We start from the raw sequence: 15175 nt of genomic DNA on the forward strand, positions 1-15175 counted from the left end.
TGGCCGGCGCGTCGCCTGAACGCGGCGCGCGGCTTGTCTCCCCAAGAGAGTAAAAACATGAGCGATTCCCTGCAGCTGATCCTTGAAGACACCGACGGCACGCAACTGGAAACTTCCTGCACCCGCGTCGCGGTCCTGTGGCAAGGCAAAGAGCTGTGGATCCAGCAGGACGGCCGCGGCCAGCTGCTGATCGGCGTAGACGTCGAAGAAGGTGATGCCGAGTACGCCAACCTGCTGTTGCGCCCATTGGCGACTAATCTGGTAAGTCTGCAACTGGAAATGGAACCGGCCGAAGTCGGCGACGACGAAGATCACGTGCACGGCCCGGATTGCAACCACGACCACTAAGGAAACCGCTCTATGCTCGCTCTCGGCAAACTGCTTGAACTGACCCTCGCCGGCCGCGAACCGGCGGAGAAGACTCAACTGACTGTCGAAGGCGTGCGCATGCGCTGGTTGAGCGAGGGCGCGCTGGAAGTCCGGCCTCCCGAAGCTCGCGACAATGGCCTGGATCTGCTGCTCTCGGCAGGCATCCATGGCAACGAAACAGCGCCGATCGAGTTGCTTGATCGGCTGCTGCACGACATCGCTCGCGGCGATCTGAAGCCGCGCGCACGCATTCTGTTCCTGTTCGGCAACCCCGAGGCGATTCGCAAAGGCGAGCGCTTTGTCGAACAGGACGTCAATCGGTTGTTCAATGGCCGTCACGAGCAAAGCAGTGGCAGCGAAGCGCTGCGTGCCTGTGAGCTGGAACGGTTGGCGGCGGTTTTCTTCAGCCAGCCGGATCGCCAGCGTTTGCACTACGACCTGCACACAGCGATTCGTGGCTCGAAGATCGAGCAGTTCGCCTTGTATCCGTGGAAGGAAGGTCGCCAGCATTCACGCCTCGAGCTGGCGCGTCTGCGCGCCGCCGGCATGGAAGCAGTGTTACTGCAAAACAAGCCATCGATCGTGTTCAGCTCGTACACCTACGACAAGCTCGGTGCCGAATCTTTCACGCTGGAACTGGGCAAGGCGCGGCCGTTCGGTCAGAACGACGGGGTCAACGTGTCGTTACTGGAAACGCGTTTGAAGCAGATCATCGAAGGCAACGAACCGGAGCAGACCACGCAAGAACTGGACGGTTTGCAATTGTTTAGCGTGTCGCGGGAAATCATCAAGCACAGCGATGCGTTCCGCCTGAACCTGCCGGCGGACATTGAAAACTTTTCGGAGCTGGAAGTGGGTTATGTACTGGCCGAGGATCTGGCCAATACCCGCTGGATCATCGAAGAGCCTGGCGCGCGGATCATCTTCCCCAATCCCAAGGTCAAGAACGGCTTGCGCGCTGGCATCCTGATCGTCCCGGCCACTGACGAAAACCTCGCCTGACCTGATCGCCATAAAACCCTGTGGGAGCGGGCTTGCCCGCGATGGCGTACGGTCAGTCGACATCTGAGGCGACTGATACACCGCTATCGCGGGCAAGCCCGCTCCCACAGTGGATTGAGTGAAGCTCTAGACCTCACTCAACGCGGGATAAGCTCAGACCGCTAGAGCGCGCGGCTCGCTACGGCGCAGCGCGCGAACCTTTTGCAGCGTATCCGCACACGTCTTCGCCGCTTCCTGGCCCTTGTGCACAAAGTGCTCGAAGAAGAATTTCTGGTGTTCTTCGCCGGCATGGAAGTGGTGCGGGGTGAGTGACACCGAGAACACCGGCACTTCGGTTTCCAGCTGAACCTGCATCAGGCCGCTGACGACCGACTGGGCGACGAACTCGTGACGATAGATCCCGCCGTCCACCACCAGGGCTGCCGCAACGATACCGGCATAGCGACCGGTTTTGGCCAGCAGCTTGGCGTGCAGGGGCATTTCAAAGGCACCACCGACTTCAAAGAAGTCGATGTCCGATTCCTGATACCCCTGGGCAAGCATTTCGGTGACAAAGCCTTTACGGCTCTGGTCAACGATTTCCTTGTGCCAGCAGGCCTGGATGAACGCTACGCGCTCGCCGTGAGGGTGTTTGCTTTTGCTGTCGATAGCGGTGGGTTGCATGTTCTGACTCCTGTTTGTGTGAAAAACAGGGCGTTATGAATCGAAAGGGATTCAAGGGTGCGCACGCTGGCACGAATGCACGCGGACGACCCTCTGGCGTTAATCCCGTTCTCTCTTCATCCGGACTATGACCGTCGGCCCCGGGATCACACCGGGTCTGCTGACCTTGCCGTCGATCACCGGCCAAAACCGTGTTCGTCGCCAAGCGCTCGCGGGCTATGCGCATTGCGCGCAATTACCGCCGGTGGGGAATTGCACCCCGCCCTGAGAACGTTTTTGCCGCCCCTTTTTGGGCGACGCGGCGTTTTTAACACATATTTTCCGGCCCTGCACAGAACCTGTGGGAGCGAGCCTGCTCGCGAAAGCAGTGTGTCAGTCAGCAGATGTGTCCCTGACAGACCGCTTTCGCGAGCAGGCTCGCTCCCCACATGGATGATGTGTTCTCAAGAAGTAACCTGACCTTTTCGCGCTCAAGGGTTGATTAATCGCCGCGATGACCGCAGTAATTCACCTTCGTAAAGGGATTTCCCCTGCTGACTTGAGGCCAGGTTCATGAGCGTTATCGATCTTCGCAGCGACACCGTCACCCAACCGACCCCCGCCATGCTCGACGCGATGACCGCGGCAGACACCGGTGACGACGTCTATGGCGAAGATCCGACGGTCAATCGTCTGGAAGCGGAACTGGCAAAACGGCTGGGTTTCGCTGCTGCGTTGTTTGTGCCGACGGGCACCATGAGCAACCTGCTGGGGTTGATGGCGCATTGCGAGCGCGGTGACGAATACATCGTCGGCCAACAGGCGCACACCTATAAGTACGAGGGCGGTGGTGCGGCAGTGCTCGGTTCGATTCAGCCGCAGCCGCTGGAAGTTCAGGCTGACGGTTCGCTGGATCTTGCGCAGGTCGCGGCGGCGATCAAGCCTGATGACTTCCACTTCGCCCGGACCCGGCTGCTGGCGCTGGAAAACACCATGCAAGGTAAAGTGTTGCCGCTGGAGTATCTGGCCCGCGCGCGCAAATTCACCCAGGACAACGGTCTGCAACTGCACCTGGACGGCGCGCGGCTGTATAACGCGGCGGTCAAATTGGGCGTTGATGCCCGGGAAATCACCCAGCACTTCGATTCGGTGTCGGTGTGCCTGTCCAAAGGCCTGGGCGCGCCGGTTGGCTCGGTTTTATGTGGTTCGGTCGAGCTGATCGGCAAGGCTCGGCGCCTGCGCAAAATGGTCGGCGGCGGCATGCGTCAGGCCGGATTGCTGGCGGCGGCGGGGCTGTATGCGCTGGATCACAACGTCGAGCGTCTGGCCGAGGATCACGCCAACGCGCAATTTCTCGCCGAAGGCTTGCGTGGTGCCGGTTTCAGCGTCGAGCAGGTGCAGACCAATATGGTTTATGTGCAGATGGGCGACAAAGCTGAAGCGTTCAAGGCATTTGCCGCCGAGCGCGGGATCAAATTGAGCGCCGCGGCACGTCTGCGCATGGTCACGCACATGGACGTCAATCACTCGCAAATCGAACGAGTGATCGCGACATTCGTCGAGTTTTCACGCAAGTGACAGCGTTACCCGTCCAATTGACCGTTTCTATCGTATAAACACGCTGTACCCCGCGCGCAGGGCCGATATAATGCGGCCCTTTGCCGTCGCTTCGTCTGTTGACGTTTCGAACAGGCCTTTGGCCGCAGCCTCCGTGGAAGAACCTAATGAAAAGCGCAGAAATCCGTGAAGCCTTCCTTCGCTTCTTCGAAGAGCAAGGCCACACCCGTGTAGCCTCCAGCTCTTTGATTCCGGGCAACGACCCAACCCTGCTGTTCACTAACGCGGGGATGAACCAGTTCAAGGACTGCTTCCTGGGCCAGGAAAAACGTGCGTACACCCGTGCAACCAGCAGCCAGAAATGCGTGCGTGCCGGTGGCAAGAACAGCGACCTGGAAAACGTCGGTTATACCGCTCGTCACCACACGTTCTTCGAAATGCTCGGCAACTTCAGCTTCGGTGACTATTTCAAGAAAGATGCGATTACCTTCGCGTGGACTTTCCTGACCGGCGTGCTGCAATTGCCGAAGGAAAAACTCTGGGTCACTGTCTACGCCTCGGACGACGAAGCGTATGACATCTGGACCCAGGAAATCGGTGTGCCGGTCGAGCGCATGATCCGCATCGGCGACAACAAAGGCGCGCCTTACGCGTCCGACAACTTCTGGACCATGGGTGATACCGGCCCATGCGGCCCTTGCACCGAGATTTTCTACGATCACGGCGACCACATCTGGGGCGGCCCACCGGGTTCGCCGGAAGAAGACGGCGACCGTTACATCGAGATCTGGAACAACGTGTTCATGCAGTTCAACCGCACCGCCGATGGCGTGTTGCATCCGTTGCCAGCACCGTCGGTCGATACCGGCATGGGCCTGGAGCGGATCAGTGCGGTGATGCAGCACGTCAATTCCAACTACGACATTGACCTGTTCAAGAACCTGCTGAAAGCTTCGGCTGAAGCGATCGGCTGCGAAAATGGCGATCAGTCTTCGCTGAAAGTTGTTTCCGACCACATTCGTTCGTGCGGTTTCCTGATCGCCGACGGCGTAACACCATCCAACGAAGGTCGCGGCTACGTGCTGCGCCGGATCATCCGTCGCGCCTGCCGTCACGGCAACAAGCTGGGCGCCACCGGCAGCTTCTTCTACAAGATTGTCGCGGCACTGGTTGCCGAGATGGGCGATGCGTTCCCGGAACTGAAGAAGCAGCAGAGCAACATCGAGCGCGTCCTCAAGGCCGAAGAAGAGCAGTTCTCCAAGACTCTGGAGCACGGCCTGAAGATTCTCGAACAGGATCTGCTGGAACTCAAAGGCACCGTAGTGCCGGGCGACGTGGTGTTCAAACTCTACGACACCTACGGATTCCCGATGGACCTGACCGCGGACATCGCCCGCGAGCGCAGCCTGACCGTCGACGAAGCCGGTTTCGAGCGTGAGATGGAAGCTCAGCGCGTCCGCGCACGTTCGGCCAGTTCTTTCGGTCTGGACTACAACACGTTGGTTAAAGTTGACGTGGCCACCGAGTTCACCGGCTACGCCGCCACCAGCGGTTCGGCCAAAATCGTTGCCATCTATAAAGAAGGCCAGTCGGTCGACGTACTAAGTGAAGGCGAAGAGGGCGTGATCGTTCTCAACCAGACGCCTTTCTACGCCGAATCCGGTGGCCAGATCGGCGACTGCGGTTTCCTTCAGGCCGGCAACGCACGTTTCGATGTGCGCGACACCACCAAGACTGGCGGCGCGTTCCTGCATCACGGCGTGTTGGCGTCTGGCAGCCTGATCATCGGCGCGCCGGTTGAAACCCACGTTGATGCCGAAGTGCGTCACGCCACCGCGCTCAACCACTCGGCGACGCACTTGCTGCACGCCGCATTGCGTCAGGTGCTGGGCGAACACGTTCAACAGAAAGGCTCATTGGTCGACAGTCAGCGCTTGCGCTTCGACTTCAGCCACTTTGAAGCGATCAAGCCTGAGCAGATAAAAGCACTGGAAGACATCGTCAACGCCGAGATTCGCAAGAACTCCGCGGTTGAAACCGAAGAAACCGACATCGAAACCGCCAAGAACAAAGGTGCGATGGCGCTGTTCGGCGAGAAATACGGCGACAACGTGCGCGTACTGAGCATGGGCGGCAATTTCTCCGTCGAGCTGTGTGGCGGTATCCACGCCAACCGTACCGGCGACATCGGCCTGCTGAAAATCATCAGCGAAGGCGGTGTGGCATCGGGCGTGCGTCGTATCGAGGCAGTCACCGGTGCAGCCGCACTGGCCTACTTGAACGCTGCGGAAGAACAACTCAAGGAAGCGGCCAGCCTGGTCAAGGGCAGCCGCGACAACCTGATCGACAAGCTGTCGGCTGTGCTGGAGCGCAACCGTCTGCTGGAGAAGCAACTCGAGCAGTTGCAGGCCAAGGCTGCCAGCGCTGCAGGCGACGATCTGTCGGCTTCGGCACTGGATGTCAAAGGCGTGAAGGTATTGGCCGTGCGTCTCGACGGTCAGGACGCCAAGGCGCTGCTGGCGCTGGTCGATCAGCTGAAAAACAAACTCGGCCGCGCAGTGATCCTGCTCGGCAGTGTCCATGAGGAAAAGGTCGTTCTGGTTGCAGGCGTAACCAAGGACCTGACTGGCCAACTCAAAGCCGGTGATTTGATGAAACAGGCTGCTGCGGCAGTGGGCGGGAAGGGCGGTGGTCGTCCGGACATGGCGCAGGGCGGCGGTGTCGACGCCGGCGCGCTGGATGGCGCACTGGCGCTGACCGTCCCATTCGTCGAGCAGGGTTTATAAGACGGCCCGCCGAGCCCGCAGTCTAGTGGCGGGTCCGGTGGCTGTTCGAGAAATTATTGGGCGCCCTTCATGGGCTGAGGCGGCTTTGAAATGGCTTTGATCGTACAGAAATTTGGAGGCACCTCGGTCGGTACTGTCGAGAGAATCGAGCAGGTCGCCGACAAGGTTAAGAAGTTCCGTGATGCCGGCGATGACCTGGTGGTTGTGCTGTCTGCAATGAGCGGCGAAACCAACCGTCTGATCGATCTGGCCAAGCAAATCAGTGGTGACGGTCAACCGGTTCCGCGTGAGTTGGACGTGATTGTCTCCACCGGTGAGCAGGTGACGATTGCCCTGTTGGCCATGGCGCTGATCAAGCGCGGTGTGCCGGCGGTGTCGTACACCGGTAATCAGGTGCGGATCCTGACCGACAGCGCACACAATAAAGCGCGTATCTTGCAGATTGATGACCAGAAGATTCGCGGTGATCTGAAGGCAGGGCGCGTTGTTGTTGTCGCCGGATTCCAGGGTGTCGACGAGCACGGCAATATCACCACGCTGGGGCGTGGCGGTTCGGACACCACCGGCGTGGCATTGGCTGCAGCGCTGAAAGCCGATGAATGCCAGATCTACACCGATGTCGATGGTGTCTATACCACCGACCCGCGTGTCGTGCCGGTCGCTCAGCGTCTGGACAAGATCACCTTCGAAGAGATGCTGGAAATGGCCAGCCTCGGTTCCAAGGTGTTGCAGATCCGTGCGGTGGAATTCGCCGGCAAGTACAACGTACCGCTGCGCGTACTGCACAGCTTCAAAGAGGGTCCGGGCACCCTCATTACTATTGATGAAGAGGAAACCATGGAACAGCCGATCATTTCCGGCATCGCTTTCAATCGCGATGAAGCCAAGCTGACCATCCGTGGCGTGCCAGACACCCCGGGTGTGGCGTTCAAGATTCTCGGCCCGATCAGTGCCGCGAACATCGAAGTCGACATGATCGTGCAAAACGTCGCGCACGATAACACCACCGACTTCACCTTCACCGTGCACCGCAATGACTTCCAGGCCGCACAGACCGTGCTGGAAAACACCGCTCGCGAGATCGGTGCCCGTGAAGTGGTTGGCGACATCAAGATTGCCAAGGTCTCGATCGTCGGCGTCGGCATGCGTTCCCACGCAGGTGTGGCCAGCCGCATGTTCGAATCGCTGGCGAAAGAAAGCATCAACATCCAGATGATCTCGACGTCGGAAATCAAGGTTTCCGTGGTCATTGAAGAGAAGTATCTGGAACTGGCCGTGCGCGCCCTGCACACGGCTTTCGAACTGGATGCTCCGGCCCGTCAGGGCGAGTAATTCCGCTTCTTGAAGGGCGCGGTCTGACCGCGCCCTTTATTTTTTGAATGGCGCGAGCCCTGATCTGTTCTTTTGCTCGCGCTGGTCAATACTCAGGCATGTAGGGCTACGATCGCTCTGGTTGTAGGTCGGGTGCCTTTTTTTTGCAGACTGTTGTCCCTGAACTGAATTGCGTAAGGAGAAAGGTATGCTGATTCTGACTCGTCGGTGCGCAGAAAGCCTGATTATCGGTGATGGCGAAATCACCGTGACCGTGCTCGGCGTTAAAGGAAATCAAGTGCGTATCGGCGTCAACGCCCCGAAAGAGGTTGCCGTGCACCGTGAAGAAATTTACCTGCGTATAAAGAAAGAGAAGGACGAAGAACCAAGCCATTAATTTTTATCGATTTTTATGTTTGCAAACGGGGAAGAAGCTGGTTAATATACGCCCCGTGTTGCGGAGAGCTGGCCGAGTGGCCGAAGGCGCTCCCCTGCTAAGGGAGTACACCTCAAAAGGGTGTCGGGGGTTCGAATCCCCCGTTCTCCGCCATTATTTGCTTAGTACGTCGTAATCTGGCTTTTTCGGTAAGTTGTTGAAATTACTAGAAAAAGTGGTTGGAATAGAGATTAGACGGGCTATAATGCGGCGCAACAAATGCACTCGTAGCTCAGCTGGATAGAGTACTCGGCTACGAACCGAGCGGTCACAGGTTCGAATCCTGTCGAGTGCACCATTTAAGAGTCAGTTACAGCAATGTAAGTGGCTTGCTTCAACCAGGTGTGATCTGGTCTAAAAAACACAAATGCACTCGTAGCTCAGCTGGATAGAGTACTCGGCTACGAACCGAGCGGTCACAGGTTCGAATCCTGTCGAGTGCACCATTTAAGAGTTAGTTGCAGCAATGTAAGTAACTCGGTTTCAGCCAGTTGTGGTCTGGTCTAAAAACACAAAATGCACTCGTAGCTCAGCTGGATAGAGTACTCGGCTACGAACCGAGCGGTCACAGGTTCGAATCCTGTCGAGTGCACCATATACCGAAAAGCCCGCGTTTAACGCGGGCTTTTTGCTGTCCGGGATTTGGCTTTTGCCTTCACGCAGCCTCTCTCATCAAAATCGACTTGAGCACTTCGGCCTCGTTTGAGGTCGTATCGATAGCTTGTCGTCGACGTCCGAATATTCACCTTGTCCGGTTTGCCGAGCGCGCTTTCTACATCCTGCTGACTCATGCCGGCAATCACGCGTCGATTGATGATCGCTTCGCGGCGTTGTCTGGCGTCGATCAGATTTCCGCATTTGTCTTGTGTGCGACCAACGATGCCCGGTTCGCTGCCCGTGTTTTTCATACCGGATATTTCTTCGTGGTTGTGCTCCGGCATGATTGCCACGACCGATCCGGGGAGGTAGGGGTTAACCTCCTGAACTGAAAGTTTTTCACCGTTCGCGCAACTCATCGACGTGAACGTGATGCGGCCGTCGGCGGCTTCGCAGCGATGGAGGCTGGTTGCAGCGCCGGCAGGCGGTAGGAAGAGCAGGCTGGTCAGTACAAAAAGGGATGTTTTCGATGGCATTCGACGTCCTCCGTGACGATCTCCGTTCAAGGGTAGTCGCTACAATCTTCCCTGCCGGTGTGTTTTCTTTTCAGGATGAGTCGTCGCATTTACATGGATCAGGATGGCGCTCAGGTTTGTCTCGCAAGCGCTTGTTTCAGCCACGATTTTTTAGCGTGTTAAACCGTTAGGCGGTGTATCATTGCGCCCGTCAGCCCCGCCGGGGCTTATGGAAAACCTCCATGGACTTACCCAGTAGCTACTCAGTACCCCGTTTTTCCAATCATGAATTGACTGATTGATCCTTCCGGCGTGCCCCGCTGCTGGGAGTGGAGTTCGCCTATGTCTGAAATCGAAGTAAAGAAAACACAGGAAAGCCTGCAGGACCGCCTGGCTCAGGTCGTCGAGTTGCTGCAGCGCCAACGGGTCGTCGAAGACCTGACTCACCGCCAGGAAGGCGCGCATCACGACCGGGTGGAAAACCTGATTCACCGGCAAAATCTGGTCGAGCTGCAACGCAAGCTCGATGATCTGCACTCCGCCGACGTCGCCTACATACTTGAAGCGTTGCCGCTGGACGATCGTCTGACGCTTTGGCAACTGGTCAAGGCCGATCGCGACGGCGACATTCTTCTCGAAGTATCCGATTCCGTCCGTGAAACGCTGATCGCCGACATGGACGATCACGAGCTCCTGGCTGCTGCCAAGGACATGGACGCCGACGAACTTGCTGACCTCGCCTCCGAGCTGCCGCGAGACGTCGTTCATGGGCTGATGGAGAGCCTGGATAATCAGCAGCGCGAGCGTGTGCGTTCGGCCCTGTCTTATGACGAGGATCAGGTCGGTGCGCTGATGGACTTCGAGATGGTGACTATCCGTGAGGATGTCAGCCTTGAAGTGGTTCTGCGCTACCTGCGTCGTCTGAAGGAGCTGCCGGGGCATACCGACAAACTGTTTGTGGTCGATTACGACGGCGTGCTCAAAGGCGTGCTGCCGATCAAGCGTTTGCTGGTCAATGATCCGGAAAAGCAGGTTGCCGAGGTGATGGCCAGCGATCCGGTGAGTTTCCACCCGGACGAAGACGCCTACGACGCCGCACAGGCGTTCGAACGTTACGACTTGATCTCCGCCCCTGTGGTCGACAAGACCGGCAAGCTGATCGGTCGTCTGACCATCGACGAGATGGTCGACCTGATTCGTGAAGAGAGCGAAAGCGAAGTTCTCAACATGGCTGGTCTGCGTGAGGAGGAAGACATCTTCGCCTCCGTGTGGAAATCACTGCGCAACCGTTGGGCATGGTTGGCGATCAATTTGATCACTGCGTTCGTCGCCTCTCGAGTGATTGGCTTGTTCGAAGGCTCGATCGAGAAACTGGTAGCGCTCGCGGCGCTGATGCCGATTGTGGCGGGTATTGGCGGCAACTCGGGTAATCAGACGATCACCATGATTGTGCGGGCCATGGCGCTGGATCAGGTGAGCACCGGCAACACTTCACGGTTGATGCGTAAAGAATTGGCAGTCGGACTGATCAACGGTCTGGTCTGGGGCGGGGTGATTGGCGTAGTCGCTTACCTGCTTTATGGCAGTTGGTCGCTGGGCGTGGTGATGACGGCGGCAATGACGCTCAATCTGTTGCTCGCTGCACTCATGGGGGTATTCATTCCCATGACCTTGGCGAAGATGGGCCGCGACCCCGCAATGGGTGCGAGTGTGATGATCACCGCAGTAACGGACAGTGGTGGTTTCTTCATTTTCCTGGGGCTGGCAACAATCTTCCTGCTCTGATCTGCTGCGATTAAACAGCCCGCTAAATTGGCGGGCTTTTTTATATCTGCGAAAACTGCCAGGCCAAATTCCGGGCAAAAAAAAGCCAGCAATAACGCTGGCTTGAGATGTTCGATAGGATTCAGGACGCGTCTGCAGCCATTTCGGCGTCGTGTGCAATCAAGGACACCAGTGCGTTCTGTTGACGGTGAGACAGCTGGCGGAAGCGTTGCAGCAGTTCGCGTTCGTGCAACGACAGCTCGGGGCTGTCCAGGCGCATGCTCAGTTCTTCGCCCAATGCACCTTCCTGAATAAGACTCTGCTCAAGGCGCGCAATGATTTCAGAGTTCATGCTGCGATGATGATTGCGAGCCACCTCGGCAATGCGTTCACGCATTCCGTCTGGCAGACGTACGACAAACTTGTCAGCCGTACGGCTGGAATAAATTGCCTGTTTCAATGGGCGCATATATTTAACCGGTTAGTTCAGGGGAGCGGTTCTCGGGATTGGCCGCAGGATGTGTGGTAGGACACGCATTTGCGCCAAATGGTTCAACCTGAATTGTTAAGAGGCCGCATCATGCCTCAAAATTGCCAGATCATTGGCGTCAATTCTGTGACAAATATTGATCCGGATAAAGGCTTAATGCCAGCACCAATTATCAGAAATGCGGACTGGTTTGAAAACTTTGTCCCGAGTCGCATCGCTGCTCGCTTCCTGACGCACACCAGTTGATGTCCAAAGACGTCAGAAGGTGCATGCTAAGTGGCTTTCGATCCTTATCCCTTATCTATACAGGATAGTGGCATTTTGCCGATTTACTAGCGCTGAAGCATGCCGGAGGGCGTTTTCGAGATGGATGGCAGGCTTATTTATCTGATGGGGCCGTCCGGTTCCGGCAAAGACAGCTTGATTGAGGCTGCACGTGAGCCATTGCGCGCGCTCGGCTGCGAAGTGATACGCCGGGTGATTACGCGATCGGCCGAATCGGTAGGCGAGGACGCGATTGGCGTGACGCCGCAAGAGTTCGAAAGACGTCAGCGCGCAGGAGACTTTTCCCTGGCGTGGCAGGCCAATGGCCTTGCCTATGGCATTCCTGCGCAAATGGATCAATGGCTCAAGGATGGGCGGCACGTGCTGGTAAACGGCTCTCGCGCCAACCTTCGGCAAGCTCTGGAGTGCTATCCGACGCTGTTACCGGTTTTGCTGACAGTCAAGGATGAGGTATTGCGTGAGCGCCTGCTCAGGCGTGGCCGCGAGACGTCTGAGCAAATAGATGCGAGGCTGGCCCGCAACGCTCTGTTCAAGGACCGGCGGTCAACTGACGACGTTGTTTACCTGATAGACAACTCGGGTGACCTGGCTGACGCGGTCAGCCATCTATTGGACTTGGTCCGACTCAACGCAGAACCGGATCGAACTTGAATTTGCGCCCAGCCACCAGTGCCAATACGAACAACACCGCAAATACGCCACAGCCAACCAGAGGCAGGGTGATTTCGGTTTCCTCGAACAGCGAAAAATGCAAAACGCCACTGACTAAGGCGAGGATCAGAAATCCTGCAGCTGACTTGGACATGCTGTACTCCTGAAGATATTTCAAAAAACCAGACGTTCGGTAGCCTGAGCTGGCAATGCCTGCTCAGGCTCGCTGACCGCCTGTGGGACGAAACTGTGCTGATCGCTCAACACCGCTAACTGCGGCGCTTTTTGCACCTGCAAGTAATGTGGCATGCGTTGAGCCACCGACTCTGGCGCAGCTCGCTCCGGGATGAAGTGAAAACCCATCAAAACCGCGAATGCAATTGCGTTTGCAAGCAAGAGAGTGCTGTTCATGGGACGATGCTCCGATTGTTCTTCTATGGAACAGACAAAGCAGCCGTCGTGCCAACAGTCTAACCGCTGTTAAGTCCTTTAAAAACAAGGATTTGAGCGGGTTTGTCGGATGTTGCGGGTTGCAATCTGCAATGCTGGCATTTTTCAGTAGTGCAAAATGCACGGTAAAGCTTCCCGCAGCATTGCGAGGCGCCTGCCTACACTTAAAAAGCCCTACGGACGACATGACAAATCGGAGCCCTGCCGTTAACATGCACGCCGTCCGTCGCGCAGCGTCTGCTGCCGACAACTCAGTGTCTCAGTAGCTCAATTGGATAGAGCATCCCCCTCCTAAGGGGAAGGTTGGCAGTTCGAACCTGCCCTGGGACACCATATATTTCAGGCCTTCTGGCCACTCCTCTGCCAGCCGCATTCCCTGCTATAGCAGCGCGGCAACAGCAGGATAAAATAAAGCCCCTTTCAGAATATTCTGGAAGGGGCTTTTTCGTATTCACGGTTTAAGGATGTTGCCAATGGATGGCCTGAAAACACTGTTCATCGTTTCGCTTGGATGTTTATCGCTGATGCAAACGTCGCGGTCCTTTGCAGATAATGTCAGCGGGAAAAACCTCTACTCACAGCGGTGCGCCATGTGCCACGGGACAGATCTCAAGGCAACAGGGCCATTGGCAGATAAAAGCAATCCACCTACGCCTGATCTGACAACATCCGCTTTCAAACAACGACTGAAGGCCTATCCGGGCGTTATCGTGTCATCAATAATTCTTCGCCCAAACGGGGATTTGATCCCACGGACCTTGCAAGAGAATGGTGTAAAACTGGCGCCGCACGCTTGGACGGTTAAGGATTTTCGCGATTTGAATCAGTACATGAGTGGTGTGATTTCGAAGAGCCGATGATTTCAGATCAGGTAAAGCCCCGCGTAGCGCCGGTTGTCGGGGCTTTTTCATGCGCGGGCATCGAGACTACTCCTCGGCGCCACCTCCGGGTTTGCCGATTGAAGTGCTGATCTCGGTAATGCGCCGACGGCCGTTAACCTTGTAGTCACGTTCTTGTTCTGCTTCGCCCGGTTTGCGCACAGTTATTTGCGCATACAAGCCATCCTTCGCACTGTAGGTGCCGAACCAGTTATTCATCCTCGCAATAAAACACTCGCCACCGATGATCACCGGGAAGTCGGCGACTGGTTCGATGGCGTAATAGCCTGCTCCGTAGCCGTAATACTCCTCGCTGTCTGTGGCGGACTCAGGAATGGGGCAGAGGGGCTTTCTTTCTTGCGCGGTGTCGGGCGTGTGTTCTTCGACGGTAGCCAGGCCTTGGGCAAGTGCATGGTGCAGGTCTGGCTTCAGCTTATAAGTGGTTTTGTGATCATCATCAGACTGAATGCGGGGGATACTGAGTCGATAGCGATAGCGAACCGTCAGCTTCGGCACTTCGCGGTTTACCTGCAACGGACTGGGCAGGTAGACATCATCAATGCCGTACCCGCTGTCGCGATAGGCGGCATAGACCTTGCCGCGAATGCTGATCCAGTTCACGGACTGGTTGGCGCCGCGATCACTAGTGGAATAGAGGACGCCGCCAATTGATTCTCCGTCCGACGCTGGGGTCCTGCGGGTGAACTTATCTCCGTCACGGCGATAAGTTCCAACTGAAGTGTACAGGCTGGTACCGCCGTTATAAGTCTGAACAATCAGGTCACGTTGCCCGTCGCTGTCGAGATCCCGCAGCGTAAAGGATGTCGGGCCCAGTGCGGTGTCAGCCTCGAAATTAGTGGCGCTCAAGGCCTTCCACTCATTCCGCGAAACGCCTTTGGGGATGGTTTTAGGGAAGTGCGTTTTATCAGAATATTGATCGGCGTCCGGCTCTGCAGAAAATGTGATTTCAGTGTTTTTTAACGACAGTGAAACGAGTGCTCGTTCCAGGGCAAACTCCGGATCATTTCTACTGATTGCCCGAATACTGTTTTGCAGATCATCCAATACCTGTTTGTCGACGCCACTCGGCTGATGGGCGACAACTTCTGTCCACTGCGCCTGCAAAACCTTCAGTTGCTCGCGGTAGCGTTGATCCAGGCAGGCGACATCTTCAACGCATCCGTTGCGCACTTTCAACCAAAGCCGCTGAGTACGTTTGAGCTCAGGTCGTGCCTCGACAGAAGCCTTGATCAAATCCCGATAAACCGTCCCCATCTGCGCATCCAGTTCATACAAACCTTTATTCGCGCAGATAGTGTTTTCAACGGCACTCGCCGCGTTGCTGCAGTCCATTGCGTTCGCCATTGCCTGCTGGAGAAGCAGCAGCGCACAGGCGGACACGATGTAGCGTCCTTTGATGTACACGAAGTAAGCCTTGTAGT

16 protein-coding genes, 5 tRNA genes and 1 riboswitch are annotated in these 15175 nt (G+C 56.7%); of the genes, 15 read left to right on the top strand and 6 right to left on the bottom strand.

Annotated features, from left to right (window positions below; genetic code table 11):
* Positions 1-57 precede the first annotated feature (57 nt).
* Positions 58-348, top strand: coding sequence for a topoisomerase II (locus IEQ42_RS17245; RefSeq protein ID WP_150604280.1), 291 nt, complete (start codon positions 58-60; stop codon positions 346-348).
* A 12-nt stretch (positions 349-360) separates the two neighbouring features.
* The gene (gene astE, locus IEQ42_RS17250) at positions 361-1371 is read left to right on the top strand and encodes a succinylglutamate desuccinylase (RefSeq protein ID WP_210704268.1); all 1011 of its coding nucleotides are present in this window, start codon (positions 361-363) and stop codon (positions 1369-1371) included.
* Positions 1372-1524: 153 nt separating this feature from the next.
* Here astE and IEQ42_RS17255 read toward each other — a convergent pair whose 3' ends face one another.
* Positions 1525-2034 carry a 6,7-dimethyl-8-ribityllumazine synthase gene (locus IEQ42_RS17255; protein WP_115146184.1) on the bottom strand — a complete coding sequence of 170 codons (510 nt, stop codon included), beginning with the start codon at positions 2032-2034 and terminating at the stop codon, positions 1525-1527.
* 103 nt (positions 2035-2137) lie between these two features.
* A riboswitch (FMN riboswitch) is annotated at positions 2138-2310 on the bottom strand.
* 276 nt (positions 2311-2586) lie between these two features.
* On the opposite strand from IEQ42_RS17255, the gene ltaE reads away from it, so the two are divergent.
* The 8 genes from ltaE to IEQ42_RS17295 all read left to right on the top strand — a co-directional run bounded on the left by ltaE (position 2587) and on the right by IEQ42_RS17295 (position 8698).
* Positions 2587-3591: a low-specificity L-threonine aldolase gene (gene ltaE / locus IEQ42_RS17260; protein WP_210704269.1), complete on the top strand. Its 1005-nt coding sequence runs from the start codon at positions 2587-2589 to the stop codon at positions 3589-3591.
* Between the two features lie 146 nt (positions 3592-3737).
* The gene (gene alaS, locus IEQ42_RS17265) at positions 3738-6356 is read left to right on the top strand and encodes an alanine--tRNA ligase (RefSeq protein ID WP_210704270.1); all 2619 of its coding nucleotides are present in this window, start codon (positions 3738-3740) and stop codon (positions 6354-6356) included.
* A 90-nt stretch (positions 6357-6446) separates the two neighbouring features.
* Positions 6447-7688, top strand: coding sequence for an aspartate kinase (locus IEQ42_RS17270; protein WP_042560536.1), 1242 nt, complete (start codon positions 6447-6449; stop codon positions 7686-7688).
* A 187-nt stretch (positions 7689-7875) separates the two neighbouring features.
* Positions 7876-8064, top strand: a complete 189-nt coding sequence (gene csrA / locus IEQ42_RS17275) for a carbon storage regulator CsrA (RefSeq protein ID WP_002554426.1) — start codon at positions 7876-7878, stop codon at positions 8062-8064.
* A 62-nt stretch (positions 8065-8126) separates the two neighbouring features.
* Positions 8127-8217 (top strand) — tRNA-Ser (locus IEQ42_RS17280).
* 107 nt (positions 8218-8324) lie between these two features.
* Positions 8325-8401: transfer RNA gene (locus tag IEQ42_RS17285), tRNA-Arg, on the top strand.
* 71 nt (positions 8402-8472) lie between these two features.
* Positions 8473-8549, top strand: a tRNA-Arg gene (locus tag IEQ42_RS17290).
* A 72-nt stretch (positions 8550-8621) separates the two neighbouring features.
* Positions 8622-8698, top strand: a tRNA-Arg gene (locus IEQ42_RS17295).
* 19 nt (positions 8699-8717) lie between these two features.
* On the opposite strand, the gene IEQ42_RS17300 is transcribed toward IEQ42_RS17295, so the two are convergent.
* Complete coding sequence (locus IEQ42_RS17300) at positions 8718-9236, bottom strand: cell envelope protein SmpA (protein WP_210704271.1); 519 nt, start codon at positions 9234-9236, stop codon at positions 8718-8720.
* 321 nt (positions 9237-9557) lie between these two features.
* Here IEQ42_RS17300 and mgtE point away from each other — a divergent pair, with 321 nt between their 5' ends.
* On the top strand, positions 9558-11000 hold the full coding sequence (mgtE, locus tag IEQ42_RS17305) for a magnesium transporter (protein ID WP_210704272.1): 1443 nt from the start codon (positions 9558-9560) through the stop codon (positions 10998-11000).
* 121 nt (positions 11001-11121) lie between these two features.
* On the opposite strand, the gene IEQ42_RS17310 is transcribed toward mgtE, so the two are convergent.
* Positions 11122-11448: an Arc family DNA-binding protein gene (locus tag IEQ42_RS17310; protein ID WP_003178899.1), complete on the bottom strand. Its 327-nt coding sequence runs from the start codon at positions 11446-11448 to the stop codon at positions 11122-11124.
* Between the two features lie 69 nt (positions 11449-11517).
* On the opposite strand from IEQ42_RS17310, the gene IEQ42_RS17315 reads away from it, so the two are divergent.
* Positions 11518-11715, top strand: coding sequence for a hypothetical protein (locus tag IEQ42_RS17315; protein WP_210704452.1), 198 nt, complete (start codon positions 11518-11520; stop codon positions 11713-11715).
* Between the two features lie 120 nt (positions 11716-11835).
* Positions 11836-12405, top strand: coding sequence for a phosphonate metabolism protein/1,5-bisphosphokinase (PRPP-forming) PhnN (gene phnN / locus IEQ42_RS17320; protein WP_210704444.1), 570 nt, complete (start codon positions 11836-11838; stop codon positions 12403-12405).
* Here the strand turns inward: phnN and IEQ42_RS17325 are convergent.
* Together IEQ42_RS17325 and IEQ42_RS17330 are read right to left on the bottom strand one after the other, a co-directional pair.
* On the bottom strand, positions 12380-12559 hold the full coding sequence (locus IEQ42_RS17325; protein WP_042560533.1) for a PA3371 family protein: 180 nt from the start codon (positions 12557-12559) through the stop codon (positions 12380-12382). The two genes, phnN and IEQ42_RS17325, sit on opposite strands and share 26 nt — an antisense overlap.
* 20 nt (positions 12560-12579) lie before the next feature.
* Positions 12580-12816: a hypothetical protein gene (locus IEQ42_RS17330; RefSeq protein WP_210704273.1), complete on the bottom strand. Its 237-nt coding sequence runs from the start codon at positions 12814-12816 to the stop codon at positions 12580-12582.
* Positions 12817-13111: 295 nt separating this feature from the next.
* Here IEQ42_RS17330 and IEQ42_RS17335 point away from each other — a divergent pair.
* A tRNA-Arg gene (locus IEQ42_RS17335) sits at positions 13112-13188 on the top strand.
* A 140-nt stretch (positions 13189-13328) separates the two neighbouring features.
* A complete protein-coding gene (locus IEQ42_RS17340; protein ID WP_210704274.1) occupies positions 13329-13715 on the top strand; it encodes a c-type cytochrome in 387 nt (128 codons plus the stop codon).
* A gap of 66 nt (positions 13716-13781) precedes the next feature.
* On the opposite strand, the gene IEQ42_RS17345 is transcribed toward IEQ42_RS17340, so the two are convergent.
* A complete protein-coding gene (locus IEQ42_RS17345; RefSeq protein ID WP_210704275.1) occupies positions 13782-15158 on the bottom strand; it encodes a lysozyme inhibitor LprI family protein in 1377 nt (458 codons plus the stop codon).
* Positions 15159-15175: the final 17 nt, after the last annotated feature.

This window comes from Pseudomonas iridis (genome assembly GCF_017980685.1).
Lineage (GTDB): Bacteria > Pseudomonadota > Gammaproteobacteria > Pseudomonadales > Pseudomonadaceae > Aquipseudomonas > Aquipseudomonas iridis.